This is a genomic window from Mesorhizobium hawassense (assembly GCF_003289945.1).
GTDB lineage: Bacteria > Pseudomonadota > Alphaproteobacteria > Rhizobiales > Rhizobiaceae > Mesorhizobium > Mesorhizobium hawassense.
Window position 1 is genome coordinate 61,098 of sequence record NZ_QMBP01000016.1, and the last position, 25,414, is coordinate 86,511.

Consider the following 25,414-nt stretch of genomic DNA (forward strand, 5'->3'; position numbering starts at 1 on the left):
GTTGCGGGGCCTGCCGCTGTAGTCTAAGCACCGAATTGTGGGTGGGAGTTGCAGGTTCAAAGTAGTTATCGCGATCACGTTGGAAAGGGGTCAATCCAGCGAAATCCCCAACTGACGAATAAGTGTTTCGAGGCGAATGAACCTTAGATCGTCAACAAGAGCTGGATTCGCCGCTCTTATCACGACGAGGTTATTTCGCAGCTCATCGCGCGACCAAAGACCTTGCGCTGGGACGATTCGGCTCATGAATTCCAGACTCTCATTTGGAAAACTACTAGAAAGCCCTGCTTCTGCCAGTCGACCAAGCACGTACCCCGAGCCTTCGAAGGGCATCAACCAATCACCGAGCACGCGCAGCGCATCGGCAAAAGCCTCTCCTGAGGCTACTAAAAGCTCGGCAAATTTTTCAGCTATAGCGGCACTTCGCAGTTGTTGGGACTTCGGCCATATTGACTTCAGAAAGGGCTTGATACGGTTTTCCCAGTACTCCGGTCGCCGTTCACCCGCGCCCTGCAACGCGTCTGTTAGTGCTTGTGCTGCACGAGCGAGGCCCGCTGGCGGCAAAACAGAAATCGCTGCCGAAAACTTGCTCGCTTTGAAGGATGGCGCGCGATCTAGGGCTGCGAACGTCAGTAGAGCGACGTATTGGTCTCCCACCTGTTGGAGATCGTCATAGTGTTGAGCCGTCGCTATAAACGGCTCCTGCAGCGCAATTAGCAAAGGCCAATACAAACGCGGCGACCATAGAAATCCTGTCCAGGCATTTAAAGCGATTTCAGGCCGCTCCCAACAGAAGAGAGGCAAAACATAGGTATCTGCCCATTCCTTATCGACCCGGAAAAAGGTGATCGCGTGGGTTGCTATTATTATCCGCGCATGCCTGAAGCTATTTACGTTTAAATCACTAAGTTTCGATAATAATTCCCTAATTCTTCCCGAAATCTTCTGGTTATCTTCAAGCCCTCCTGCATACCACCAATCCAAAACTGCTTCAGTTACATATCCAATGGGATGATTTATAGCTGAAATAAGAATATCATTGCTACTTTCGCGGCTTTCGTCACGAGATGCTTCGACCACTCGATCGGCCAGGACGAAAAAAGCATCGGCTGTAGGTCCTACCGTTTTGGCGCAGGCTTTTAGCAACTGAGCTATGGGTCGAGCAAGGGCCTCCATTACATAGTCCGGAGCTTCCGCCAACGGGACGTGTAGGCAGCGCCAAGCTCTCCGCGCGCGAGAGTCGTCGGACCAAGCGTTAAGAGCTTGGTGCCACCTGTCCACGATCCAAATATTACGGCGAGCTAAATTGACGAGCGCAACAAGTGTTCGCGGAAAATCCGTCTGACACCTTTCCCTGAAGTCATCTTCTTGATGAAGGTCATCAACGTTGGGGTTTTCCTGCAACCACGTTTCCAGCTCGCGCCGTGACTTGGGGGTCGTGGAGAACCGGCGCCAACTGCCATCGCTTGACATCCAAACTGGGAATTCGTCACGCTCCTCAACCCGCCCCCAACCAGGATGCTCCTGCAGGATATCGTCCAGTTTTTGGGACGCGGCCGGGGTAAGTGCACATCCTGCCGTAGAGAGGATCGATAGCCTTCGCCAAATTTCCCTGTCCTGGATAAGCCTGACCTGTTCCGCATCGGCGGTCCCTTTCATCTCCTCAGGTAAACCATTCAAAATGGCTGTTTGCAGCGCCTCCGCTTCGACAGCAGTCACATCTGGGCCTAAGGATGCGAGTAGTCGGAGGACCTCGTGTTGTGTTTCAGTCGCCCATAGCCACCATTGAGCATCTGACAGAAGCCACCCAATGACTTGGCTTGTCGGAAATAGATTTCTCTGCTCTGTGGCAGCAAAAAATGCGAGCCTTTTGAAAAGCGGATAGTCAATATTAAGCCAGGCTAGGACTTCGTGATGTGCTCTATCGGGAGTTGAGTGTGCTGTCTCAACCCATGCATCGCGTACGAGTTCGATCAGAACGGTCCAGTCCCGAAATCGTGTATTTTGGGGATGGGGCTGGATTGAGGGCTGATACCAGTGAGAGCGATCGGAATGTGGCCCAGCACCACCTAACTGACGCATAATATCTAACGCGTCGCGCAACAACTGAGTGAAATCGGCAAGCAGCATTGGCATCTCTGCCTGCCACCGCTCGTTACTGTTCATTGGATCGAGGGCGGAACGAACGAACTCCGCCCCAAGAACAATCTCCCAACTAATAGCGCTCTCAATGCGTTCAACTTCGGTGCGGGATTCAACCTCATTATCCTGCCACTGATACCCTTCACGCAGCTTCAGGCGGGGCGCTAGGATTTCGCGGAGTTCCAAACGAAGGATCGGCGACATGCCGGTCTTGGAGAACCGACGACACCAATCGTACAAATCAAACCGCCCCGTGATGTCTTGTAGTCGCCCTGCAAGAGCGAACAGCCATAACGATTCTATCAATTGTGGTGGTGGATTCGACGCAAGTGCCTCAGAGACGAAGTAGCCGAAGCGATTATCCAAATGCCCGCCGTTCTGTGCCACCCAGACCAGCAATCTCGGATCGGGGACATGGCGCGCAAGCCATCTGCCTAATTGGATCATAACCGGATCCCAACTCGAAATGTTCCGAGAGGTGCGGTGAACGAGTGTCATCCATGGGGAATGAGTATATGGAGCCGGTCGCGCGACGAGACTGTAAGTAAGCTTCTCGTCCTCGACCTCGTTGGCCCGAACGCCAAATCTGATAAGGTCGCTTTGGTGAAACCGATTTTCAGCGAAAGCGAATAGCCAGTCGAGCGGCGGCAGTGGGGTGAACTCGGCAAAATGCCTAGCAGGGAGGCCCGTACTATCGCTGATCGCCCAAAGCAATCGTCCGACAAAGTCATCTTGCCGAGTGCTGCCTGTCGGCTTCGCGTTTGCATGGCGGGCAACTATAGCTTCCTTACCACGCGTGCCATCGCGGTAGGTGCCTGCCCAAACCCGCAAAGTCTCATGAAGGTGAGCGTGATCTCTGCGGTTACGACTGCGATATAGAATGGGCGTTACATTCTTCGCGCGCCATTCATTTGTAATCTGCGCTTCTTGACCTTTTGTATAGCTCCCAAAAGCAAACACTTCGAGAGGCGCTTCGCCCAACAATCGGTCGGCGGCAAGAGCGTCCATCATATACCGGAGGACAGGATCGTTTAGGCTGTATCCGACGAAGCAAATTGTGTAGTTCCGAAACAACTCGCCGACGAAGCGAGCGGCCCATCGCTCTGTGAGATATGCCAACCCGAAATCTCCGCTGGACACCACAAGACGGTCGAGAGCGGCACTCGTAGCGATTTTCGGCAACAGCCCGTGCAGGTAAACTAGCCCGTCCCATTTTCTTTTTGGGACCGGCAGAAGCGGCGCACTGAACTCTTGGAAGTTGGTGTTCAGTCGAGATTTGGCTTCCTCAAATAATTGGTCGAAATTGGTCGTGATCAATCTGAACTGACCCTTCAGAGTTTTGCTAAGGGTGATAAGGGCCTCGTGCGTTGTGGTTGCGTTTGATAGTGCCAGATCCGGAGTTAGAACTCTTGCGAGTGCAGCGCGAACTGTATTTCGGTTGCCGACGACGCGATTCTCAAGAAGCGAAATTGCAGTGTCATAAAGATTGGCTTTGAGGGCAGTTTGTTCGACCTCGTTTGGAGACTCGCCGATTTCGGAATAGATTTTTTGGACAAGCCCGGCGAAGCCTGGAAGACCAGCCGGGTACGATATTCCTGCACCACAAAAAAATACGACCCTGCCATCCTCGTGCGCTTGTAGCAATAATTCTGGAATATCAGGTCCGTCTTTTACAAATTGCACGCTTCCACCCCTGCTACCCAACGTTGATTTGTTACTACTGATTGTTTCCGAGAAGATTGTCTAGACTTTTCTGAACTGATGGCGATCGCCGCAATAGAATGAAACTGAGTAGCTTTCCCTCCGTTACGCACCCATAATTAGACATCGGGCCTGCCCAGGGAGAAGCGCATGAAGGCCAGACTGCTTTTCGCCACTGTAGTCTAGCTCCAAAGTACTACTCTTCCACGATACTGCCCTTCAGCCAGCCGGTGCCCCGCCCGGTCGAAGCCGCCCTTCACGCCCCCAGCGTTGGCTCCATATTCACCTCCAGCGCCTATTCCGCCTCGTCCTCTTCGCCCATCACCTCGCTCTTCACCGCCAGCGCCCTGCCGGTCCAGATCGAGTCGATCAGGTGGTCGCGCTTAGGGTTGGTGGTGTCGGGATGGATGAGGATGCCCCGTGGTTCAACATCAGCCAGGTAATCAGCGTGGCGAAGACCCGGTGGCCAATGAGACCTTAGCCTGCCCGTGCGGGCCGACCGACTCGTCGCACCAGTTGCCGAGGCGCAGGCGGGAAAGCTCGCCATCGCGGTGGACCGGCATCAAGCCGTCACGGCTCTCGCCAGCGGAGCGCGCCTGTCCGCCCGTCTCGCCTATCGACGAGTTCCCGCAACAGTTGCACTCCATCCAGGTGGAACCAACCTGCCTTTGGCGCGTAGTTTCGCCATCGTTCTCATCACAAGGCAAGATGCTCATGCCCGTCCGCAGAAAACGCAGGAAGCATTCCGGCAGCGATCTCTTGCTGGCGCCGGCGGTGGTCGGCATGCGGGTGCCGCTGCTGGTGCTGGATGCCGTGAGCCATGCGCCCAATGGGCGGGAAGCGCTGCAGGCGGTGCAGGAAAAGGTGCTGGCGGCGACCGAAGGTTTGTTCGCGGCACAGGCTAAGACGTTCGAGGCGGCGTTGCGTTTCTGGCCTGACGTCCTTTCCGGCAAAAGCCCGTCGCTTTGCGATGGAACGGTGGCGATGGAAGCGGCGGCGGCTGCCCTCTTGCCCGCGGCCAGGCAGGTGCGGCGCAATTTTGACCGGCTTTCGAAACGGCGCTGACCGCGTGCTTTAAGCAACCAGGCGCCGGCGCGGGACAGGCCGGCTCAGCCGCAGGCTAGGGCATTTCGCCGTTTCACGGAAACGGCGAATGCCCTATCTCTTTGTCTTGGCGCAATTTCAGACGGAAAACCGCTTCACACTTTTCCTGAAATTGCTCTAGCCGACCGTCGCGAGGAACCGATCGGTGAAGCCGGCGAGCGCGTTCCAGTCGGTGAATTCGTGATCCTGCTCCGGGCCTGGATCCTCGCCCTTCATGACGACGAATTTGACGAACTGCTCCTGGAAGTAATCGTATTTGGTGAAGCGCAAGGCGCCGCCCAGCAGAAGTGTCATGCGCGGCTGCCACCCCGTCAGGGAGACGAAGTGGTCGACATATTTCCGGGCAGCGGCCCCGTGGCCTTCCAGAGCCGCCGACAGGCTGACCGATACCAGCGCCGAAGGCTTGCCGCTCAACAGGTCGTGATGCGCGAACACGAAGGTCGTGACGGCTTCCTGATGGTGCTCCTGGTGGACCGACGCGGCAATGACGAAGGCGTCGAAATGCCCGAGCTTCAAATCGGGCGTGAACTTCGCGCTGTCCAGCAGCTCGACCCGATGCCCGCGCCCGCGAATGTCGGTCGCCATCCGTTCGGCGACTTTCCTGGTCTGCCCTTCAGTCGTTCCATAGACGATCAAGAGGTTCACGATGTCCCTCCGACGGTGGAAAGGCATTGATGGGGACAATCCAGTGTCGTCTCGCCCGGCACGCCCCAATGCAACGGAGCGCATCATAGCGCATGAAAGGGGGTTCACGCACCGATTTTCGCGCCGGCGCGAATGCCGGGGTTCGTGCCATTTCGCGGGCCGCAATTCGCGCTATGGTAACGCCTGTGCGCCGACCATCGGCGACCCGCGCTCGGCCGGCCAAATTTCCTCCCCGCCGCACGGATACATCTCCCGCCTCGCGCGTTTATGCCCCCATGGTGGACGGCGCATGGCCTCGGGGCAAGGGTGAGGTCGCGGGATTGATCCGCGGCTATGACTGGGATTCGAGCCCGCTCGGGCCGCCCGAGGCGTGGACGCCAAGCCTGCGCACCACGGTCGAACTGATGCTGGCGGCGCGGGCCGAGATCGTGCTGTTTTGCGGGCCTGACTTCGCCGCTCTCTACAACGACGCCTATGCGCCGACCATCGGCGACAAGCATCCGCGCGCGCTCGGCCGGCCGGCGCGGGAGAACTGGGCGGAGCTGTGGACCGACCTCGAGCCGCTGCTTTCCGGCGTGCTCACCACCGGCGAGACGTTTTCGGCCAAGGACCGGCCCTTCTACATCGAGCGTTCGGGCGGGGTCGGCGAGACGGTCTATTTCGACATTTCCTATTCGGCGGTGCGGGCGCAGGACGGCTCGGTCGAGGCGGTGCTGTGCATCGTCTCGGAAACCACCGCGCGGGTGCTGGCGGCGGCAAAAGTGCGCGAGAGCGAGCAGCGCTTCCGCGCGCTGGTCAATGCCAGCTCCGACGTCATCTACCGCATGAGCCCGGACTGGCAGGAAATGCACGAGCTGGACGGCCGCGGCTTCCTGTCGACGGCCGATGGGCCGGCGATCCGCTGGCGCGACGCCTATCTGTTCCCCGAGGACATGCCGGCGGTGCAGGCGGTGATCGACCGGGGGATCCTCGAGCGCGGCGTGTTCGAGCTGGAGCACCGGGTGCGGCGCGCCGACGGCAGCACCGGCTGGACGCTGTCGCGGGCGATCCCGATCGTGGATCTGGACGGCGCGATCCTCGAATGGTTCGGCATGGCGGCCGACATCACGGACAAGCGGGCGAGCGACCTGCACATCCAGCTTCTGATGCGCGAGGTGAACCACCGCGTGAAGAACCAGTATGCGGTGATCCTGTCGATGATCCGCGAGACGGCCAAGCGGGCGACCGACCCGCGCGTCTTCGAGCACCAGATCCGCGAGCGCATCATGGCGCTATCGCGCTCGCACGACCTCCTGGTGATGAACGACTGGCGCGGCGCCGGCATGTCCGACCTGGTGCGCGAGCATCTCACGCCCTTCGCGCATGAGGAGCGCGTGGAGCTGTCGGGGCCGGATGTGACGCTGCGCCTCAACGCCGTGCAGAACATCGGCATGGCGCTGCATGAGCTCGGCACCAACGCCACCAAATATGGCGCGCTTTCGGCCGACAAAGGCACCGTGCGGGTGAGCTGGCGGGTGCCGACGGAGACGCAGGAGCGCGGCGATTTCGAGCTGGTGTGGGAAGAGCGCACGGCGTGCGGCGCCGAGCCGCCCGAGGCGGAGCAGCGGCTCGGCTTCGGCAGCGTGGTGCTGCAGCGCGTCGTGCCCACCAGCCTCTCCGGCAGCGCCTCGCTGGAGCGCCAGCCCGGCTTCGTGCGCTGGACGCTGTCGGCGCCGCTCGGCAATGTCGTGGTCGACGAGGCGGCAAGGCTGGAGCGGGTCGAGGAGATGGCGCCAGCTTGAGGGGCGGATAATCGCAGAGGGCGGCGCTGCCCCCTCTCCGTCCCGGCGCTGCGCGCCGAGCCATGCATTTATTGTCCAATGTAGCGCTGGTCGACCCCCACTCCGTCTCGGCTTCGCCGAGCCACCTCTCCCCCGATCGACGGGGTAGAGGAAGGCGCTAAGCCTTTTTGGCGTCAACACTCGTCCAGCGACGCTCCCTTCCTTTCCCTCCGGAGGGTCCGGAAGGGGGAAAGGTGGCGCTGCGAAGCAGCGACGGATTGGGGGAACCACGTGGCAATCAAGCCTCGGCCGATCAGTCACGCCAGTCACAGAAGATGTGTGCATAGCGTAGCCACATTCGTGGGGGGCGAGGAAACGCCAATCGCCGCTTATCCGATCGCGCCATGTCGCGGTGTCGCTAATTTAGCTAGGCTGAATGCTGCGGCGGACTCCGGTTCGCCGGGCCGACGTCGATACATCGGGCAACTGGCAACAGGCGCCGGCCACCTGAAGCACCCGCTCACGCCTCCAGCGTCGGCTCGGTATTCACCTCCAGCGCCTCTTCCGCCTCGTCCTCTTCGCCCAGCACCTCGCCATGCACGCGGAGCGCCCGACCGATCCAGACCGGGTCGATCAGATGGTCGCACTGGGGTTGGCGGCGTTGCGCGGCGATCGGCCCACGGCGCCCGATGTTGAAACTCGGATGCGCGCGAATGACGATTGCTTAACCACGCAGGCAGGAACACCCCTCATGCGTGCATCGCTTAATAATTTTCGAATTAGGTTGAACTAATAAATACCGGACCCGAGGCAAGAAACGACCCACCATGGAATTCTTTCCCCTTTCGGCAAGACTTGAAGCCAGCCCCCATCGGCCGGCCGGCGGCAGGGGATTTCGAGCGCCGCAACGTCCCGGCGCGATCGGTCGCCGTCCTGCGAGCGGCCATCGCCGACGATGCGCCGCGCGGACTTCCCGGCGGAACGAGGCCGCCTTCGGTCTTTCAACCCAGTCGACCAGAGCATCGTAGTCCAATGTCCCAAGTGTCCGAACAACCGTCCTATCCGCCGCCCGGCCGCCCGGTGACCTTCGGGCAGGTCCTGTCCTGCTGCGGATCCCAGGCGACAGTGGGAGTGCTGAGCTCGCAGATGTCGGAAGACCACCGCGCGACGGTCGGCAAATTCATCGCGATCCGTATCCGCGACGATGTCGTGCTGGGCATGATCACGGAGGTGGAGGCCGCCCCCGGCGGCGCGGGATCGGGTTACAAGGCGCTGGCGCGCGTCGACCTGATGGGTGAGATATGCCGCGGCGGCGGCTCGTCGTGGTTCCGGCGCGGCGTGCGGGAGTACCCGGCGATCGGCGACGAAGCCGTGATGGTCAGCCGCGAGGACCTGAAGCTCATCTATTCCAAGTCGACCAGCAACTCGATCGAGATCGGCCACCTGCAGCAGGACCCCTCGATCGCCGCCTGCGTGGACGTCGACAGCATGCTGTCGAAACACTTCGCGGTGCTGGGGTCCACCGGCGTCGGCAAATCCAGCGGCGTCGCCATCATTCTCAACGAAGTCATGCGCGCACGGCCGGACGTGCGGATCCTGCTGCTCGATATCCATGGCGAATACGGACACAGCTTCGGGCAGAAGGCGCATGTCTTCGGCCTGAGCAACCTCAGGCTGCCCTTCTGGCTGTTCAGCTTCGAGGAAATGATCGACGTCATCTTCGCCGGCCGGCCGCCGGTCGCCGAGGAAGTCGAAATCCTCGCCGAGCTGATCCCGGTCGCCAAGGCCACCTACATGGCGCTGCAGCAGGGCGGCGAGCGCGCCGCGCTGGCGCGCAAGGGGCCGCGCCATATGGGCTTCACGGTCGACACGCCGTCGCCCTACCAGGTCCAGGACCTGCTTTGGCTCATCGACGAGCGCATGGGCAAGCTCGAGAACCGTTCGACCCGCATGGTCCATCACCGCCTGATGATGCGGATCGAGGCGCTGAAGAACGATCCGCGCTACGCATTCATGTTCGAGAGCTCGAATGTCGCCGGCGACAAGATGGCCGCGGTGCTCGACCAGCTCTTCCAGCTGGAATCGGACGAGCACGGCATCACCGTGCTCACGCTCGCCAGCCTGCCCGGCGAGGTCCTCGACGCGGTCGTATGCGCCGTCTGCCGTCTCGCGTTCGAATTCGGCCTTTGGAGCGAAGGCGCCGCGCCGATCCTGATCGCCTGCGAGGAAGCGCACCGCTACGCCGCGTCGGATCGGACGGTCGGCTTCGCCCCGGCCCGGCGCGCGCTGTCGCGCATCGCCAAGGAGGGGCGGAAGTACGGCGTCTATCTGGGTCTCGCGACGCAGCGCCCCGCGGAGCTGGACCCGACGATCATCTCGCAATGCAGCACCCTTTTCGTGATGCGGATGGCCAATGACGAAGACCAGCTGCTGCTGAGGTCGGCCCTGCCGGACGCGGCCGCCAACCTGCTTTCCTTCGTTCCCTCGCTGGGCACCGGCGAGCTCATCGGCATCGGCGAAGGCATGCCTCTGCCCGCCCGGCTTTCCTTCCGGACATTGCCGGCCCATCTCGTCCCGCGCAGCGAGCAGGTGGACGGGGACGAAATGAAGCAAGCGAACCTGTCGCGCCCCGAGCTCGTGCGCCGCACGATCGAACGCTGGCGCAAGGCGACGACCGCGCAGCCGGGTCCGCAAAAGGGCGGCCCGCGCGAAGCCGGCGGTCCGGAGTTCGATACCGACGCCGTGGAGCGGGGACTGGAAGCGATCGCCAGCGAGCGGCTGCCTCAAAGGGACCGGGTCCCGCTCGACCCGGCCCGCTATTCGATTCTCAAACGCTGACGCGGCCTCTGCAATGGGCACACCATCTGATCCGACGAGCAAAGAGCCGACGGCCCAGCGGGACCACGGCGATCTGTCGATTATCCTGGCCGCGGCTCCGCTCGGCCTCACCATCGTCGCCGCGGACGGGAACACCGTTTTCTGCTCGCCGGCGAAAAACAGCGACAGTTTCCGCACGCGCCGTTTCGACATCGACGTCAATGGCAGGGCCTACGCCCTGTCCATCTCCCTCGACGAAAGCGAATGGGAATCGCGCGAGGACGAGCTGATACGCAGCGCCTATTTCGACGATCTGACCGGGCTGCCCAATCGAAGCCTGCTCGAACGGAGCCTGAGCGGTCTCATTGCCGACGCCAACGGGACCTTCGCGCTGGCGTTCATCGACGTGGACGGCTTCAAGAGCATCAACGACTACTACGGCCACGGGGTTGGCGATCGGCTGCTCGTCAAGATCGCGGAACGGCTCAGCGCCGGCCTGCGGCGCTCGGACATGCTGGCGCGCCTGAGCGGCGACGAGTTCGTCCTGCTCGTCTCGCCCGTGCACGACAGGCTCGAGCTGGAGCGCGATCTGGTCTGGATGAGCGAGCGGCTGAAGGAACCTTTCTTCATCGACGGTTATGAGATCCTGGTCTCGGCGTCCTTCGGCGTCAGCCTGTTCCCGGATCATGGCCGCGCCTATGACGTCCTGCGCGATAACGCCGATCGCGCGATGTATGACGGCAAGACCATTTGCAAGGGCACCGTCCGCTTTTTCGATGAATCCATCCAGCGTGTCGTGGACAAGCGCAGTCGGCTCGAACAGCGCATCCGCCTGGCCATCCGCGACAAGCGGGTGTGTTGCGCCTACCAACCCAAGGTCAACCTCCGCTCCGGGGAGACCATGGGTGTCGAGGTGCTGATGCGTTGGCGCGACGAGGAAGGCGCCATTCAGCCGCCCGGCGACTTCCTCGGCCTGGCCGTCGAGCTTGGATTGATCGATGAGCTGACGCATCTGATCCTGGCGGAAACGGTCGCTTCGATCGACCGCCTCAACGAGATGTTCGGACCGACGTCGACGATCAGCATCAACGTCGCGGCCAAGCAGGCCGGCGACAGGCAGTTCATGCGGTCGTTCGTGGACGCGATCGAAGAGACAGGGTTCGCCAGCCGTTTCATCGTCGAGATCACGGAGGAAACGTTGCTGTCGCGCAACGAGTTCCAGGAGTGCATCCTGCCGATGATCCGGGCAATCGGAGCCAAGATCTCGATCGACGACTTCGGAGTCGGCTTCTCGTCCTTGTCGGTTCTGGCGGACATCACCGCCGACGAGGTCAAGATCGACAGGTCGTTCATCACCAAGCTGCACCGCCGGCCGCGCAACCAGAGCATCCTGAAAGCGATCGAGGCTCTCGGTCATTCCCTGGGCATGACAATCGTCGTCGAGGGGGTGGAAAGTTTCGAGGAGGTGGCTTTTCTGCAGGCCACGACCCGTGTCGAGCTCGCTCAGGGCTATTACTTCGCGAAGCCCATCGTTCTCGACGAAGTCGTCTCCGCGGGCGCCGAGGTCGAGCAATTCCGGATCTCCGAGACGGCGAGATCCTCGCAACCGTCTCGGCAATTTTCGGGACGCTTGCAGCAGGGGCTGGTCTCAAACGAACGGCGCTACTAGGGCGGTTCGCCGTTTCACGGAAACGGCGGACCGCTCTATCTCGTTGTTTTGACGCGATTCCGGACGGAAGGCTACGGCCGTCGCCGAGCCTAACCGCTGCGCACTTTCCTGGAATTGCTCTAAGCCTCCAGCGTCGGCTCGGTATTCACCTCCAGCGCCTCCTCCGCCTCGTCCTCCTCGCCGAGCACCTCGCCATGCACGCCGAGCGCGCGGCCGATCCAGACCGGGTCGATCAGGTGGTCGCGTTTGGGGTTCGTGGTGTTGGGGTGGATGAGGATGCTCAAGCCGCCATGGTTCAGCATCAGCCAGGGAACCAGCGTGGCGAAAATTTGGGTGGCGAAGGAGACCTGGTACATGGCCTGCTCATGCGGGCCGACCGGCTCGTCGCGCCAGCTGCCCAGGCGCACACGGAAACGCTCGGCGATGCGCAGGCGCAGCCATTCGGCATGCCGCCGCTCGCCCGGATCGCCGTAATAGATGTGGGCATGATAGCTGGCGATTTCCGCGACCGGCCTCGGATCCTGCGACTTGGCTTCGTTCATCGCGATGCTCCCCTTCGATGATTTTCCCTGCCCCGGCAGGAGACTAGCGCAGGCGCGGCCGGCTTGTCTGCACCTGCCGCGGGCGCGTCAGAATTGCCTTCGGTTCAGCGGCCGCTTCAGGGCGATGCGGGCGAAGTTCTGCAGCGTGCGCGGCACCGGCTGCTCCTCGATCGCCTCGATGGCGCCCCTCTCCGCGCTGGCCTGACGGAAGCGCGCGACCCAATCCTCGGTGATGTCGTCGCGCTGCACCACGAAGCGGGAAACCGGCAGGCTTGCAGGCACGCCAACGTCGAGCAGCCCGGCGACGGCCTCGATATAGGGCTGCGGATCGGCCAGCAGATCCTCGTAGACGAAATGCCGGGAGGGCAATTGCGAAAAGTCGAGATAGGCTCGCCGAAAGGCATAGCTCTGCTCGATCTGGAAGAAGGCGCGGCTGATGCCGGCGAAGCTGTAAGGGACCGCGACATCCCTGCCCTTGTCCCAGCTCGTCCATGAATTCGAGACGCCGGCGCGGTAGAAGGAAATGGCCTGGCGGAGCCGGTCGCGGCGTTCGAGCGTGATGAAGGCCAGATCGTGCCGCCTGCGCATCTCGAACAGGAAATCCCTGCCCCATCTGCCCTTCGACCAGGCGAGCTGGCGCGGAAACACTTTTATGGCGAAGCGGCCGTTTTCGGTCGAAGCCTGGCGCAGCACCGCTTGCTCGAGCGCCTCATAGCCGCGCGGCTCGGGCTTCAGAAAGAGCGGTTTCAGCCATTCCTTCGTCTGGCCCATGACGCCCGAGGCATTCGTCAGGCTGCCGAGCCAGCTCGAACCGCTCCTTGCCTCGGTCAGGACCGCAACCCCCTTCACCATACCCCCTTCGCGCGCATGCTGCACCAACGGCGCCAATGCGCCCGAGTTCCCTGCCTGCGCCATGCCGGGCGAAAGCCGCTCCCTGCTTCCGCCGGCAACTCAAGAAAATTCTAATATATTCCGGCCGTTCCTTGCCACAAGCCGGCCATCGAAGCGAGGCGTTCGAAACGGGCGAGGCCAGGGCCGAAGCGGCTCACGCCTTCCGCCGGGTCAGCCGCTCCAGCGCGTCGACGATCAGGTCGCAGAATTTTTGGTGGTCGAGCTTCATCGCCACGCTGTGGCGAAAATTCACCTGCTCGCTCGCCGTGCCGCCGAAATGATGCATGCCGCCCATCTTCTCGAAATTGCAGACCGTCATGCCCTTGGTCCAGCGTCCAGCGGTCTCGACGCGGATGTCGGCCTTCTCGGTGGTCAAGACGCTCCCGTCGATCATGGCCGCGACGCAGCAGGCGTCGTGCACGGCCGGATACTCGATCTGCAGCAGGCCGCCATGCGTGGTGGCGATGAACTCCCAGATGTCGAGGACGAACTTGGCGATCGGCCCGCCGACGGCGCGCACCCTGTCCTGCAGGTCCCTCGTGGCCAGAGCCTGGTGCGTGAGGTCGAGCCCGACCATGGTGACGTCCCAATCGGCGCGGAACACCACGTCGGCAGCCTCCGGGTCGCCATAGATGTTGAACTCGGCCGCGGGCGTGATGTTGCCGCGCGTATAGCTGCCGCCCATGGCGACGACCTTCTTCACCCGCTCGACGATGCGCGGGTCCTTGCGGACGGCGAGTGCGATGTTGGTGTAGGGGCCGACGGGCACCAGCGTGACGGTCTTCGGCTCATGCGCCATGACCGTGTCGATGATGAAATCGACGGCATGGCGCCGGTCGAGCTCGAACGAGGCCGGCGGCAATTCGGGGCCGTCGAGCCCGGTCTCGCCATGGATCTCGACGGCCAGCACCTGGTCGATGATCAACGGCCCGGGCGAGCCCTTCGCCACCGGCACCTCGATGCCATAGGCGGTGCAGGTGGCCAGCGCGTTGCGCGTGGTGTTGTCGACATTGTGGTTGCCCGAAACCGTGGTGATGCCGAGCAGGTCGATGTTCGGATTGCCGGCCGCCAGCAGGATGGCGATGGCGTCGTCGTGCCCCGGATCGCAGTCGAGGATGATCTTTTCCATGGCGTCCTCCTGTGGCGATTACAGACTGGGGGGTGTAAGCGTCAATTGTCGGTTGGCACAAAGGTGGGTGCAACATCGCGGACGCCGGCGCTGCCCCCTCTCCGTCTCGGCTTCGCCGAGCCACCTCTCCCCCACTTTGTGGGGGCGAGGAACCCAGGCTTTCCAAGGCCGCGCCCTCGGCGATTGGCGTTTCCTCGCCCCCGCCGAAGGTGGGGGAGAGGTGGCTCGGTGCGCAGCGCCGAGACGGAGCGGGGGAGCGCCCTAAGCGATTGCGCACAATCTCGGAGCGCCGTCCTACCCCTTATTGCCATTCGCGCCGCTCCCCCACAGCGCGCGCTGCAGCATGCCGCGTTTCTTGCGCGGCACGAGATCGATGTCGCTGACCAGCCGCGCCCCGCCCTGGCGCCGCTCCAGCGTGATCTTGCGCGTGTGGAACGCTTCCAGCTCGGCGCGGTGCGCGACGCTGACGATGGTGACCTTGGGCAGTTCTCGGATCACCGTCTGCATCATCTTGTCCTGGCTCTTCTCGTCGAGCGCCGAGGTCGCTTCGTCGAGCACGACGATGTCGGGCGCATGCAGCAGAAGGCGGGCGAAGGCCAGGCGCTGCCTTTCGCCGCCCGACAGCGTCTGGTCCCAGGGCGCCTCCTCCTCCAGCCGGTCCTTCAGGTAACCGAGGCCGACCTTGTCGAGGGCAGCGGCGATCTCGGGCTTCTTCCAGTTGTCGGCGGCGGCGGGATAGGCGGTGGCGCGGCGCAGCGTGCCCGACGGGATATAGGGGCGCTGCGGCAGCATGAAGAGCCGCTTGCCGGGATGGAAATCGACGCTGCCGCTGCCCCAGGGCCACAGCCCCGCGATGGCGCGCACCAGCGTCGACTTGCCGGAGCCGGACTCGCCCGAGACCAGCACGCGCTCGCCGGGCTGAATCTCGACCTCGGTTTCCTTGACCACCGAGGTGCCGTCATCGAGCGTCACCGAGAGCTCGTCGAGCGCCAGCATGGCGCCGCCCTTGGTCTCGCCGCGCTGGATGCGGCCGAGCGTGTCGCTCGTCTCGGCGCGCTCCAGCCCGTCGAGCGACATCATCAGCGAGGCGATGCGGCGCGCCGAGGCGTTCCAGTCGGCGAGACGTGGATAATTGTCGACCAGCCAGCCGAAGGCGCCCTGCACGATGGCGAAGGCGGAGGCCGCCTGCATCACCTGGCCAAGGCTCATCGAGCCGTCGAGGAATTTTGGCGCGCACAAAAGCACCGGCACGACCGGCGCGAACAGGCTGGAGCCCTGCGAGACCAGTGCTGTACGCATGTGCTGGCCGGTGAGCCGCGCCCAGCGGCCGAGCACGGCGGCGAAGGAGCGGTCGATGCCGGCATTCTCCTCCTCCTCGCCGCCCAGCAGCGCGATGCTCTCGCCGTTTTCACGCACGCGCGTCAGCACGTAGCGGAACTCGGCTTCGGTCTGGTTCTTCTCCTCGGAAAGCTCGACGAAATGGCGGCCGATGAAGAACATCGAGGTCGAGGTGATCGCGGCATAGATGACGGCGGTGACGACGAGGAAGCCGGGCACGGTGATGGCGTGGCCGCCCAGCGTAAAACTCAGCGCGCCGCCGATGGTCCACAAGACGACGATGAAGGTCGAGGCAGCCAGGAAGGCGTTGAGCACGCCGGCGACGAAATCGACCGGCGATTCCGTAGCGATCCTGAGATCCTCGGTCAGGCGCGCCTCGGGGTTGGCGTGGTCGCCCTTGACGAGGTTGAGCTGGTAGTAGCGGCCGCTGGCCAGCCAGCGCTGGATGACCGCCGTGGTCAGCCAGGAGCGCCAGCGCCGCTGCATGGTCATGCGCAGATAGACCTGCGCGACGACCAGGCTGATGCTGCCGGCGACCAGCGGCAGGAAGATGGCGCTCAGCCAGTAGACGGTACCCGCGTCGCGCTGCTCGATGGCGTCGAAGATGGCGCGGTTCCAACGGTTGATGCCGTATTGAAAGCCGACATTGACGCAGATGAGCACGAGTAGCCCGACCGACAGCGGCCAGGCGAGCCTGTCGCCGCGCAGCCCCCAATAGCCGCGTCCGCTGATCCAGAAGCGCCTGAGCAGATATTTCTTGCGCGCCCGCTCGGCCTCCTCCGGTGACAGCCGCGGACTGGGCTCCGCCTCCTCCGGCGGCGGCGACCCGGCATGGCCGATGGCCTCGGGCGCGGCGTCGGCGGGTGTTTTTTTCCCGGATGGCTTCTCGCCGGCCGACGGCTTGCCGTGCCGCGCCTTGCCTTCTTTCAGCCTGTCTTCCGGTTTGTCTTCCGCCGCCTTATCCAAGCGCGGCTTCGGAGCGCCGCGCGGTTTCGACTGGCGCGGCTTCAACTGGTGCGAGGTATCGTGGCGCGACGTCGCCGGGCGCGGCTTGCTTTCACCGCGCTCAATGGCACTGTCGTCCGGTTTCGGTTTGCGCTTGGCCGGGGGCATCGCGCGACAACGGCCCAAAAATCAAAAGGTTTCATGGAAGTGCCGTCCGAGGCAATCGTATAGGGCGCTCCCCTCTCCGTCTCGGCTTCGCCGAGCCACCGCTCCCCCACATTCGTGGGGGCGAGGAACCCAAGCTTTTGAGGCCGCGCGCTTGGCGATTGGCGTTTCCTCGCGCCCATGAAATGGGGGAGAGGTGGCTCGGCGCGCAGCGCCGAGACGGAGCGGGGGCAGCGCTGCCATGCGATTGCCCCCGGGGTGCCCCTGTGCCGCTACCCTGCCCTTTCGCGGCTCCCCGTCAGGCGGCGCTGCCGCTGCGAGGACTGCGCAGCGGCTCGAAAACGACCTCGGCGCCGGTCGGGTCGAAGGCGAGCGCATCGCGCATCGGCAGGGCCGGCGAAAACAGATAGCCCTGCGCGATCATGCAGCCCAGAGAGCGCAGGATCATGCGATCGGCGTCGGTCTCGACGCCCTCGGCCATCACCTCGATGCCCAGTGTGCGGCCAAGGCCGATCACCGCCTCGACAAGCGCCTGGTCCTCCACCGATTTCGCCAGGTCGCGCACGAAATCCTTGTCGATCTTGATCTTGCGGATGCGGCTGTCCTTCAGCGACACCAGCGTCGAGAAGCCGGTGCCGAAATCGTCGAGGACGATCGATATGCCGGCATCCGCCAGGCGCCCGACCTTCTCGTCGACGCGGGCGCGGTCGACCGGCGCCTCCTCGGTGATCTCGATCTCGAGCATGGCGGCCGGCACGTCCTCCGCCTTCAGCCCGTCGAGGATCATGTCGTCGACATTGCCGGCCTCGAGCTCGCGCGGCGACAGGTTCATCGCGACGCGCACATCCGGGCGCCCCTGCCGCACCAGCTCAGCGATCATGGCGCAGCAATTCAAGAACACCGTCTCGGTCAGGAGCGAAAGCAGGCCGGTCTCGCGCGCGGCGGTGACGATCTCGGGCGGCGAGATGGCGCCATGGACGTCATGATGCCAGCGCAGCAGCGCCTCGAAGCCGACGACCGCGCTGGTGTCGAGCCGCACCAGCGGCTGGAACCAGGAGCAGAGCGCGCCGTCTTCAATAGCCCCACGCAGATCGCGCTCGATGCAGTTCTTGCGCTCCAGCGCGGCATCGAGACCCGCATCGAACAGGCAATATTCGTTCCTGCCGCCGCGCTTGGCGGCATAGAGCGCGAAATCCGCCTTGAGCAGCATCTCGGTCAGGCGCGGCTTTTCCGCCTGATAGATGCCGATCGAGGCGCCGACGCGCACCGAATTCAAATCCGGATCCGGATTGGCGATCGCCGCGATGATGGCGCAGGCAAGCGTGCCGGCCTGCTGGCTGGATTCTTTGGCGGAGAACAGCAGCACGAACTCGTCGCCGCCGATGCGCGCGATGGTCGCGCCTTGCGGGGCGTGCTCCTCGATCCGGCGCGCCACCTTGACCAGCAGATCGTCGCCGATGGTGTGGCCATAGGTGTCGTTGACGGATTTGAAGCCGTCGAGGTCGATCAGCATGGCCACGAACGGGCCGTCGGATTGGCCGAGCTCGCGGATCGCCTGCTCCAGCCCGTAGCGGTTGAGCAGATTGGTCAGCGGGTCGCGCCGCGAGTTGCGCTCCATCTCGGCGGCGAATTCGCGCGCCTCGTATTTGAGACGGCTGGTCTCCTGGAAGCGGGATTGTCCGAGCAGCGCGCCTCTCACCATGCCGCCCAGGAACATGGCGATGGTGAAGGCCAGCACATAGTTGGCAACGCCGCCATTCGCCAGCACGCAGCCGGCGGCGGCAAGCAGCGGCAGCGTGACGAAGTTGATCGAAGCCGGCGCGTAGGAGGTGCAGTAGGTGACCGAGCCGGCCGCGGCGCCGGCCAGCACGATCAGGTACAGCGGCGCCTCGGCCGTGGTGTATCCGTCGCTGAGCAGCGCCAGAAACGACCAGGCGACGCCCGATGCCAGCGCCAGCAGGCCATAGACGGACAGCCGGGCGCGGACCGCCTCCGGCCTGTCGTCGGCCGCGCCCGACTGGGCGATGGCCAGCACCAGGCGCGCGCCGTTGATCAGGGCGATCGCGACGAACCACAGCACCGCGGCAAGGCCGCCGCCGGAGATCAGCTGCACCATCAGGACCAAGGCCGAGAGCACCGTGCCGACCGGCATCGAGACGAAGACGCCCTTGCTCAGATCGCCAAGTTGGTCGCGCAGGATGCCGGCTTCGACGGCTTCGCTCTGTCCCCCGGAAGAGGGACTTGCAACCAGCCGCTCGTCATGCTTCGCCATGATGAACGTGGTTAGGCGAGCGGGATGAAAATCGTGTTAAGGATTCCAACGGTTAGGGTATATTTCCGCGGCGTAACAAGGCGTGCCCCGCCATCGCGGAGAGCCAGCGGCGCCTTACCGAGAATAGCTCGCGATAATGTGTATGGCCGGCAATTCAGTCTTCGCTTATCAACGATTGAGCATGCCATCCACAGGTCCCGGACAGCCCCGTCCGGGAAGAAGCGTCTTTTTCGATGAGGCAACGGATGGAGGGGGGACGAACAGTCCGGAACAGGCCTTGATCCGCCGCTGGCGGCACGTTCCGGCATCTTCAAGCACGGCAATCAACACGGACTACTGAGCGGGGCCGTTCGAAACGGTTTTCCGCGACGACGCGAAACCGGGATGCCCGGGTTCCGTGAGTGGTTGTTGTTTGCCTTGTCCTTCGATTTGAACGGGGTTTTCGCATGTCGCATCTGCTGTTTTTCCTCGCCCTCGCCTTCGTGGCCTGGCGGTGGTTCGCCAAGCTCCAGGGCGGGGCGAAAGACATTCGACCAGAAGGCGGCCAAGCCGCTTCGCGGCGGTCCAACGAGGACGCGGACGGCGACGAGATCGCCGATGTCGCCAAGGCGGTGTCCAGCTTCCTCGGCGAGAAGGGTTTTCTGGGCGAGGCAGGCTTGCTCGGCGAGAAAGGCCTTCTGGGTGAAACCGGGCGGGAGTTGCTGGGCCAGGCCGTCAGCCATGCCCTGCAGCAGTCCGGCGTCGCCGGCGAGATCGAGCGGAGAGCCGCCGATGTCATCAAGCCGATCCGGCAGGCCAAGCAGGCGGCAAAGAAAACGACCGCACAGCAGCAGGGCAAGCAGCGCGCCAAATATCTGCTAGACGGCGACGGGGGCTTCCGGCAGCGCACCGATCGCACCGCCCGGCTCGAACAATCCTTCAGGGGCAAGGGCCTCTGCTCGCCGCGTTAGCACGGCTCTCATCTTGAATCGCCTATCCGCTACAACTCTTTGTTTTAACATCGTAAATCCATGAGGCTCGCGCGGGGCGCGCCTCCAACCAGCGAGGGAAAGAAAATGGCAATCACCAGACAGGTCATCACGTCGTTACAGCGCGACGGCACGGACGCGCTCGGCACCAGGACCGTGGCGATGAAGATCGTCGACGAGAGCATCGTCTCGGGCTCGCTGCTGACGGTGGAGAGCAACCATTTCTGCATCCTGAAGTCGCGCGGCGCGGTGCTCAACGTCTATGAGACCGGGCAATACGCGCTGCAGACGCCGGACAAGCCGCTGGTCGGCTCGGTCGTGCAAGGCTTCTTTGGCGGCTCCTCGCCCTGGGTCTACGAGGTCATATACATCAACCGCTCCAAGCTTTTGGTGCGCAACGAGGGCGTGGCGACCAGCGCCGAGATGGCGGAGATGTCCTATGTGGTGGACTACTACATCCACATCGACAGCAAGGAAGAAGCGCTCGATCTCATCACCCACATGCCGTTCGCCGGTGCTGTGATCGACACCAAGGAGATCGCCGACTATGCAGGGCCGGCCATCGAGCAGGCAATCAACCAGATCATCCAGATCACCAAGATGGAGAACGTCAACGAGCGGATCAGCGACGTGCGCGAGGCGGTGAAGGCGCACCTCACCGACTTCCTGAAAGTCTACGGCATCATGCTCAACGACCTCAAGGTTCTGATCATGCCGCGCGACGAGCGCATGCGCGAATTGATCTCGCTGCAGGCGATCGGGCTCACCCCCATCGAGGCGGTGCGCTATTACCTGGCGCTGCGCATGGCCGACAAAGGCCTGGTCTCGGCGCCCAACGCGGCGGCCGGCGTGCCCTTCCAGATCGGCGGCCAGCCGACGGGCTTCTACCCGCTCGGCGACGAAGTGGGCGCGACGCGATGAGCCGCTTCTACGAGGCAGGGCCGCTCGCGCAGGTCGGGATCAACCTGTTCTACGGCTATGGCTACAATTTCTACCGACAGGAAAACCAGCTCAGGGCGGACGACCAGCGGGTGCGCCAGATGGCATGCTCGCTGCTCGGCCGGGCTCGAGGAGCGATCGACGAGGCCGAGAGTGCTTACCGGCGCGAGAACATCCCGACGCCGACGCGCGCCAATCCGTTCCCCGATCCGGCCGTCGTCGCCAACGCCCAGGCGCTGGAGCGGCTGGGACGCGAGGTGGGCGGGCTCGAAGGTCTGATCCGCCACCAGCCGGTGCCGGAGAACGATCGCATGACGCAGCGTTACCGGCTGGAAGCGGCGACGCTGGCCACGCTCGCCGAAAAGGACGCGGTGCTCGTCGGCCAGGCGGAGCTGCTGCGCTCGCTGGTCGAGGGCGTGGCGGGCGAAGCGATCCTGGCCAACAAACGCGAGATCGAGACGGGCATCGCCGCCATCACCTCGACATTGCGCGACCGGCAGACGTTTTTGCTGTGAGATCGGTGGCGGGGCTGCCAAAACAGGCGGATGAACATCGAACCCCTTGGTCCGACCGAGCTCAGGCTGATGCAGGGCCTCGCCCAGGAAGTGACGGCGCTGCAGCCGGAATTGCTCAACGGCGACGCGACCGTCGGCGAGCTGGCCTGGGTCTGGGCCAAGGATTTCGATGCGCTCGGCCCATTCTGGCGGCACCGGCTGTGGTTCGTCGATGGGCGGCTGGCGGCGTGGGGCTGGGCCTGCCTGCCCTATCGGGTGCCGCGCGGCGACGGCACGACGCTCGAAGCCGAGACCGCCAATCTGACCTGGCAGACGCATCCGGAGCGCGCGGCGCTGCTCGGCGAAATCCTCCACTGGTATGACGACGTGGCGAACGGTGCCGACCGGCTGCTGACGCTGCAATCGGCGGACGTCGAGGCGCAGGCGATCGCCGCCGCGAATGGTTATGCCTTCGATGCAGAAGCTGGCGGGGATGACGGCTCCTGGGTGCAGTTCAACACAAGGGAATTGACCGATGTGCCGAGCCCGCAGTTGCCGGAGGGGTTTCGCTTCCTGACGGCTGCGGATGTCTCGACGGCCGACGCGGTCAAGGCGCATCGCGACGCCTGGGATCGCTCGCGTTTCAACGAGACGGCGTTCGAGCGCGTGCGACGGACCTGGCCGTACCGGCCGGACCTCAATGTGCTGATCGCCGCGCCCGACGGCACGCTGGCCGCGACCGCGATCATCTGGTTGGACGAGAAAACGCGAACGGCAGAATTCGAGCCGGTCGGCACGCACCGCGATTTTCGCCGGCGCGGCCTGGGCACCGCCCTGCAACTGCACGGCATGCATCTGGCCAAAGCGGCTGGTGCTGCGCGCATGCTGGTCGCCTGCCGCGGCGCCCCGGCGCATCCGGCCGCCCGCGCCCTGTATTACGGCGTCGGCTTCCGCCCGATCAGCCGCGACCTGCCGCAGGTGAAGAAAGGGCGGTAGGCACTCAATTCGGAGTTTCCGCAGCGCCGAAGCGAGCCACCCTGTTTCGACAAAGACCAGTCGGTCGAGGGCGCCGCCATCCGGGCTACAGTTGGTCGCGGACGAAGTTGCCGGCGCTCGCAAGCGCGCGGCGACCGGCGTCCAATTGCGCATTCCAGACCGGCCAGGCGTGGATCATATGCGGCCAGATCTCGAGGCGAAGCTTGACGTCGGCCGCGCCGGCGGCCTCGGCGAGCCGCGTCGCATCCGATAGTAGCGTCTCGGCCGAGCCGACCTGGATCAGCATTGGGGGAAAACCCCTCAGATCGGCAAACAAGGGCGAGATCAGCGGATCACGCCGTTCAACGTCACGGGGAACATAGGCGCCCGCCAGTTCCTCCAGATAGGCGCCGTGAATGATGGGGTCGACGCCGTCCTTGGTCGCCAGGGTAGCGCCGGACATCGAGAGGTCGGTCCAGGGCGAGACCAGCCAAAGACAGTACGGCAGCCGCTCGCCCGCCGCGCGCAACCGGCCGACCAGCGACAGGCTGAGATTGCCGCCCGCGCTGTCTCCGCCGACCACGATGCGATCCGGCGCGACGCCTTGCCTGGCAAGGAAGCGCCATGCCGCGAGCGCGTCTTCATGCTGCGCGGGAAATGGATGTTCCGGCGCGCGTCGATAGTCGATCGCCAGCGTGCGCATTCCCATCGCACGGCCGGCCTCGGTCACCATGCGGCGATGGCTCTTGACCGAGCCGGAGCAGTAGCCGCCACCGTGGAAGAAGAGCAGCACCTTGTCGCCGTCGCTTCCAGGCGCCAGGGACCACTCCGCGGCGAGGCCGTCGAAGGCCACCGCCTCGCATCGTATATCGCCAGCAACCGGCCACGACGAGCCGACCTCGTCGAGCCGCGCCCGCCGTTCGTCCCAGCCCACCGGACGCGGCCTCGACGCCAACAGGGCGCGGATGGCGCCGATCTCCGTCAGATCGAGCTGTTCTTCCGCATCGCTCATCTGCTTCCCCCGGTTCGAAGTCAGCTTGCGGGCGTTTCACCGCTCGCGAAACTCCGTTCGATCTCTTTGTTTTAACGCAATTGCGGACGGAAAACCTATCGCGTTTCCTGGACCGTCGTCGAGTTGCCGGATGAAGGAAGCCAGTCTCGGCGCCGCTTTCGCCCAGTCAGCGGCGGCCGCTCCTCGGCCCGATAGGCAGCGACTGCCTCCTGCAACCGCCCGGAGGTTCGGCTCAGCTCGCATCAGGTTTGACCCTCCAACGGTGTCGAATCCAAGGATGGTTCCGGCTCGGCGGGAGGAGCGGCATGGGTCTCGACGCAGCGGTTTTCAAAAGTGTCTCGGCGATGGAACGGGAATTCCCCGACTATCGATTTCAGCGCGAGCCGATGACGGGCGAATGCGAGGTCATCCATCCCGAGGGCGTGGAACTCCGCTTGGACGAAGTGGTGGCGTACAGCAGGCGATTTGGGAACATCTCCCACATCGGAGCGCTGAGCATAACAATTGGAGAATATCTCGGTGAGGCGTCCGCTTTGGAGCGGCTCGTGCTCTATTCCGGCAGCCATGGTGGAGATGTCATCGAGGAGCCGAGCTTCGGCGAGCTCGAACGCGAATTGAAGCTCATCGAGACCAGCTCGGACGAATATGTCCGCGAATTCGCCAATGGCCTACAGGAATTGATCGACATGGCACGGCGCGAGAAAAACCCTATCGTGTTTCTGTGACCGGCAAAGCCCAACCGGAGTTTCAGTTCATGACCCTCACCAACCGCGACCTCATCGAACTCACCGAATGGCGCCGTAAGCTGCACCGGCAACCGGAGATTTCGAACGAGGAAGAAAAGACCGCCAGGGAAGTGGTGGACTTCCTCGCCGATACCGGGCCGGACAAGGTGCTGACGGGCCTGGGCGGGCATGGCGTGGCGGCGGTCTATGACAGCGGCCGGGCCGGGCCGACGGTGCTGTTCCGCTCCGAGCTCGACGCGCTGCCGATCGAGGAGCTTTCGGGCGTCGAGCATAGCTCCCAGGTGCCGGGCAAGTCGCATATGTGCGGTCATGACGGTCACACCGCGATCCTGGCCGCGCTCGGCCGGCAGTTCGGGCGCGACAGGCCGGCGCGCGGCCGGGTCGTGCTGATGTTCCAGCCGGCGGAGGAAACCGGCAATGGCGCGGCCGGCGTCGTCGCCGATCCGCGCTTTGGCGAGATCACGCCGGACTTCGCCTTTTCGCTGCACAACCTGCCGGGCGTGCCGTTCGGCGAGGCGCGGCTCAAGGCCGGCACCGTCAACTGCGCCTCGCGCGGCATGCGCATCGTGCTCGAGGGCAAGACCGCGCATTCCTCGATGCCCGAAACCGGCATCTCGCCGATGCCGGCGGTGAGCGAGCTGATGCCGGCGCTGCCCGCGCTAGGGCGCGGCACCTTCGCGGACGAGGATTTCGGCATGGTGACCGTCACCCATTGTGCGATGGGCGAAGCCGTGTTCGGCATCGCGCCGGGCCATGCGGAAGTGTGGGCAACGCTGCGCACCCGGCGCGACGAGCGCATGGCCGAGCAGGTCGCCGCCGCCGAAGCGCTTGCGGCAAAGATCGCCGCCAGGCATGGCCTCGGCGCGCGCTTCGATTATCACGAAATCTTCGTCGCCAGCGTCAACGCACCGGACGCGGTGGAGCATCTCAACCGCGCGCTCGACGAGGAAAAGGTCGTGCGCAGCGAGGCAACGCTGCCGATGCGCGCCTCGGAGGATTTCGGCATTTTCGGCCACAGCGCCAAATCGGCGATGTTCTTCCTCGGGGCGGGCGAAAAGTACCCGTCGCTCCACAACCCCGACTATGATTTTCCCGACGACCTGATCCCGATCGGCTCAAAAATCTTCATGCGCACGGCGCGCAATTTACTGGGCTGATCG

At 63.7% G+C, this 25,414-nt stretch carries 18 protein-coding genes; 10 read left to right on the plus strand and 8 right to left on the minus strand.

All coding sequences use genetic code 11. The annotated features are described in order from the left end of the window. Positions 1-90: 90 nt before the first annotated feature. Positions 91-3,825, minus strand: coding sequence for an anti-phage defense-associated sirtuin Dsr1 (dsr1, locus tag DPM33_RS27015; protein ID WP_167449240.1), 3,735 nt, complete (start codon positions 3,823-3,825; stop codon positions 91-93). A 438-nt stretch (positions 3,826-4,263) separates the two neighbouring features. Between dsr1 and DPM33_RS37135 the strand changes: the two genes are divergently transcribed. After that, positions 4,264-4,908, plus strand: a complete 645-nt coding sequence (locus tag DPM33_RS37135; protein WP_167449241.1) for a hypothetical protein — start codon at positions 4,264-4,266, stop codon at positions 4,906-4,908. A 156-nt stretch (positions 4,909-5,064) separates the two neighbouring features. On the opposite strand, the gene DPM33_RS27030 is transcribed toward DPM33_RS37135, so the two are convergent. Then, positions 5,065-5,592 (minus strand): flavodoxin domain-containing protein, encoded by a 528-nt coding sequence (locus DPM33_RS27030; protein ID WP_112100452.1) that lies wholly within the window; start codon positions 5,590-5,592, stop codon positions 5,065-5,067. A 275-nt stretch (positions 5,593-5,867) separates the two neighbouring features. Here DPM33_RS27030 and DPM33_RS27035 point away from each other — a divergent pair, with 275 nt between their 5' ends. The 3 genes from DPM33_RS27035 (at position 5,868) to DPM33_RS27050 (ending at position 11,838) form a co-directional block, all read left to right on the plus strand. Then, positions 5,868-7,373 (plus strand): sensor histidine kinase, encoded by a 1,506-nt coding sequence (locus tag DPM33_RS27035; protein WP_167449242.1) that lies wholly within the window; start codon positions 5,868-5,870, stop codon positions 7,371-7,373. A 1,020-nt stretch (positions 7,374-8,393) separates the two neighbouring features. Further along, positions 8,394-10,190 (plus strand): ATP-binding protein, encoded by a 1,797-nt coding sequence (locus DPM33_RS27045; RefSeq protein ID WP_425373583.1) that lies wholly within the window; start codon positions 8,394-8,396, stop codon positions 10,188-10,190. A 13-nt stretch (positions 10,191-10,203) separates the two neighbouring features. Then, the gene (locus DPM33_RS27050) at positions 10,204-11,838 is read left to right on the plus strand and encodes a putative bifunctional diguanylate cyclase/phosphodiesterase (protein ID WP_112100455.1); all 1,635 of its coding nucleotides are present in this window, start codon (positions 10,204-10,206) and stop codon (positions 11,836-11,838) included. Positions 11,839-11,957: 119 nt separating this feature from the next. Here DPM33_RS27050 and DPM33_RS27055 read toward each other — a convergent pair whose 3' ends face one another. From DPM33_RS27055 to DPM33_RS27075, 5 genes are all read right to left on the minus strand, one after another. Continuing rightward, positions 11,958-12,380, minus strand: a complete 423-nt coding sequence (locus DPM33_RS27055; protein ID WP_112100456.1) for a DOPA 4,5-dioxygenase family protein — start codon at positions 12,378-12,380, stop codon at positions 11,958-11,960. An 87-nt stretch (positions 12,381-12,467) separates the two neighbouring features. Further along, a complete protein-coding gene (locus DPM33_RS27060) occupies positions 12,468-13,295 on the minus strand; it encodes a Stf0 family sulfotransferase (protein WP_245442414.1) in 828 nt (275 codons plus the stop codon). A 130-nt stretch (positions 13,296-13,425) separates the two neighbouring features. After that, positions 13,426-14,400, minus strand: a complete 975-nt coding sequence (locus tag DPM33_RS27065) for a nucleoside hydrolase (RefSeq protein WP_112100457.1) — start codon at positions 14,398-14,400, stop codon at positions 13,426-13,428. Between the two features lie 294 nt (positions 14,401-14,694). Beyond that, a complete protein-coding gene (locus DPM33_RS27070; RefSeq protein ID WP_167449243.1) occupies positions 14,695-16,851 on the minus strand; it encodes an ABC transporter ATP-binding protein/permease in 2,157 nt (718 codons plus the stop codon). Positions 16,852-17,146: 295 nt separating this feature from the next. Then, entirely contained in the window at positions 17,147-19,120 is a 1,974-nt protein-coding gene (locus DPM33_RS27075) for a putative bifunctional diguanylate cyclase/phosphodiesterase (protein ID WP_112100458.1), read from the minus strand. A gap of 446 nt (positions 19,121-19,566) precedes the next feature. Here DPM33_RS27075 and DPM33_RS27080 point away from each other — a divergent pair, with 446 nt between their 5' ends. The 4 genes from DPM33_RS27080 to DPM33_RS27095 all read left to right on the plus strand — a co-directional run bounded on the left by DPM33_RS27080 (position 19,567) and on the right by DPM33_RS27095 (position 22,517). Further along, positions 19,567-20,070, plus strand: a complete 504-nt coding sequence (locus tag DPM33_RS27080; protein WP_112100459.1) for a hypothetical protein — start codon at positions 19,567-19,569, stop codon at positions 20,068-20,070. A gap of 105 nt (positions 20,071-20,175) precedes the next feature. Continuing rightward, complete coding sequence (locus DPM33_RS27085) at positions 20,176-21,009, plus strand: SPFH domain-containing protein (protein WP_112100460.1); 834 nt, start codon at positions 20,176-20,178, stop codon at positions 21,007-21,009. Continuing rightward, on the plus strand, positions 21,006-21,542 hold the full coding sequence (locus DPM33_RS27090; protein WP_112100461.1) for a hypothetical protein: 537 nt from the start codon (positions 21,006-21,008) through the stop codon (positions 21,540-21,542). Before DPM33_RS27085 ends, DPM33_RS27090 begins: the two co-directional genes overlap by 4 nt. Positions 21,543-21,572: 30 nt before the next feature. After that, positions 21,573-22,517: a GNAT family N-acetyltransferase gene (locus tag DPM33_RS27095; RefSeq protein ID WP_112100462.1), complete on the plus strand. Its 945-nt coding sequence runs from the start codon at positions 21,573-21,575 to the stop codon at positions 22,515-22,517. 85 nt (positions 22,518-22,602) lie between these two features. Here the strand turns inward: DPM33_RS27095 and DPM33_RS27100 are convergent, their stop codons facing one another. Next, entirely contained in the window at positions 22,603-23,508 is a 906-nt protein-coding gene (locus DPM33_RS27100; RefSeq protein ID WP_112100463.1) for an alpha/beta hydrolase, read from the minus strand. Positions 23,509-23,813: 305 nt separating this feature from the next. Here DPM33_RS27100 and DPM33_RS27105 point away from each other — a divergent pair, with 305 nt between their 5' ends. Both DPM33_RS27105 and DPM33_RS27110 read left to right on the plus strand, forming a co-directional pair. Further along, complete coding sequence (locus tag DPM33_RS27105; RefSeq protein ID WP_112100464.1) at positions 23,814-24,233, plus strand: hypothetical protein; 420 nt, start codon at positions 23,814-23,816, stop codon at positions 24,231-24,233. A gap of 29 nt (positions 24,234-24,262) precedes the next feature. Continuing rightward, positions 24,263-25,411 (plus strand): amidohydrolase, encoded by a 1,149-nt coding sequence (locus tag DPM33_RS27110; protein ID WP_112100533.1) that lies wholly within the window; start codon positions 24,263-24,265, stop codon positions 25,409-25,411. Positions 25,412-25,414 lie beyond the last annotated feature (3 nt).

What these genes read in the sequence shown, in the direction of transcription:
- DPM33_RS27080 (WP_112100459.1), top strand. Translation starts at nt 19,567, where the DNA reads ATGTCGCATCTGCTGTTTTTCCTCGCCCTCGCCTTCGTGGCCTGGCGG.
- DPM33_RS27090 (WP_112100461.1), top strand. Translation starts at nt 21,006, where the DNA reads ATGAGCCGCTTCTACGAGGCAGGGCCGCTCGCGCAGGTCGGGATCAAC.
- DPM33_RS27100 (WP_112100463.1), bottom strand. Translation starts at nt 23,508, where the DNA reads ATGAGCGATGCGGAAGAACAGCTCGATCTGACGGAGATCGGCGCCATC.
- DPM33_RS27055 (WP_112100456.1), bottom strand. Translation starts at nt 12,380, where the DNA reads ATGAACGAAGCCAAGTCGCAGGATCCGAGGCCGGTCGCGGAAATCGCC.
- DPM33_RS27035 (WP_167449242.1), top strand. Translation starts at nt 5,868, where the DNA reads ATGGTGGACGGCGCATGGCCTCGGGGCAAGGGTGAGGTCGCGGGATTG.
- DPM33_RS27095 (WP_112100462.1), top strand. Translation starts at nt 21,573, where the DNA reads ATGAACATCGAACCCCTTGGTCCGACCGAGCTCAGGCTGATGCAGGGC.
- DPM33_RS27105 (WP_112100464.1), top strand. Translation starts at nt 23,814, where the DNA reads ATGGGTCTCGACGCAGCGGTTTTCAAAAGTGTCTCGGCGATGGAACGG.
- DPM33_RS27050 (WP_112100455.1), top strand. Translation starts at nt 10,204, where the DNA reads ATGGGCACACCATCTGATCCGACGAGCAAAGAGCCGACGGCCCAGCGG.
- DPM33_RS27060 (WP_245442414.1), bottom strand. Translation starts at nt 13,295, where the DNA reads ATGGCGCAGGCAGGGAACTCGGGCGCATTGGCGCCGTTGGTGCAGCAT.
- DPM33_RS27065 (WP_112100457.1), bottom strand. Translation starts at nt 14,400, where the DNA reads ATGGAAAAGATCATCCTCGACTGCGATCCGGGGCACGACGACGCCATC.
- DPM33_RS27085 (WP_112100460.1), top strand. Translation starts at nt 20,176, where the DNA reads ATGGCAATCACCAGACAGGTCATCACGTCGTTACAGCGCGACGGCACG.
- DPM33_RS27075 (WP_112100458.1), bottom strand. Translation starts at nt 19,120, where the DNA reads ATGGCGAAGCATGACGAGCGGCTGGTTGCAAGTCCCTCTTCCGGGGGA.
- DPM33_RS27070 (WP_167449243.1), bottom strand. Translation starts at nt 16,851, where the DNA reads ATGCCCCCGGCCAAGCGCAAACCGAAACCGGACGACAGTGCCATTGAG.
- DPM33_RS27110 (WP_112100533.1), top strand. Translation starts at nt 24,263, where the DNA reads ATGACCCTCACCAACCGCGACCTCATCGAACTCACCGAATGGCGCCGT.